The organism is Bradyrhizobium sp. 141 (assembly GCF_023074055.1).
Taxonomy (GTDB): Bacteria; Pseudomonadota; Alphaproteobacteria; order Rhizobiales; family Xanthobacteraceae; genus Bradyrhizobium.
In genome coordinates this window covers 1-781 of the sequence record NZ_JADPKR010000008.1, presented here as the reverse complement: position 1 = coordinate 781, position 781 = coordinate 1, and the positions used below count along the sequence as shown (strand labels likewise).

The 781-nt window shown below is 62.4% G+C and carries 2 protein-coding genes; both read right to left on the bottom strand.

Annotation, left to right across the window (positions count from 1 at the left end):
• A partial coding sequence (locus tag IVA81_RS02325) for a recombinase family protein (protein WP_247311656.1) occupies positions 1 to 440 on the bottom strand: 440 nt, incomplete at its 3' end.
• Positions 421 to 603 (bottom strand): hypothetical protein, encoded by a 183-nt coding sequence (locus IVA81_RS02320; RefSeq protein ID WP_247311653.1) that lies wholly within the window; start codon positions 601 to 603, stop codon positions 421 to 423. The genes IVA81_RS02320 and IVA81_RS02325, both read right to left, overlap by 20 nt.
• Positions 604 to 781: the final 178 nt, after the last annotated feature.

The following is a 781-nucleotide window of genomic DNA, read 5'->3' as shown; positions in this document are numbered from 1 at the left end:
TGGCGGAACATCGAGAGTTCAAGCTCGCTCATCGTGCCCTTCATGCCAAGCAGCAGCCGATCGTTGGGATGGCGAGGATCGTAGATTCCGTCCTCGTCGACGATGAGCGTGCCGACCAATCCACAGAACTCGATCAGCGTATGCCAGTCGCGGCCATTACGGGCAAGGCGCGACGCCTCGATCGCGAGCACAGCGCCGACACGGCCGTCGCAGATCGTTGCAAGCAGCCGCTCGAAGCCGGGACGCGCGATGCCGCCGCCGGACCGGCCGAGGTCGTCGTCGATGACTTCGACGTTGCTCCAGCCAAGCTGCTTGGCGCGATCGACGAGGCCGTATTGGCGCCGTCGGCTCTCTTGATTATGCGCGAGCTGGTCTGCTGTCGATTGCCGGATGTAGACGCAGGCGTTGCGGGCGAGATGCTCAGTCGTGATTGTGGTCATCGCCGCTCCCCCCGCTTGCCGCCTTTGCCAGCGCCGCCGCGATCTCGCGCAGCAGCACCTCGATGACCATCGCGAGCTCGCTCTTTTGAGCTGCACGCAGTTCGACGCACGGTCGCTCGGCCTCGAACAGGCTTGGCTGGAAATTCTCGGATCGCTGCGTCATTCTCTAGTCGCTCCGTTTTTGATTCGGACGCCAGAAAGCCTAGAAGCGCATCGACCTCGTTGCGTAGGGAGCGAAGAACATTCAGGGGAAAATGCGGCTCAACGCTGATCTCGAATCGGGACGCAGCCTCGTCAGTCATCCACGCCGGAAGGCAGGCAAAGGTGCCGTCAAGTTGGTG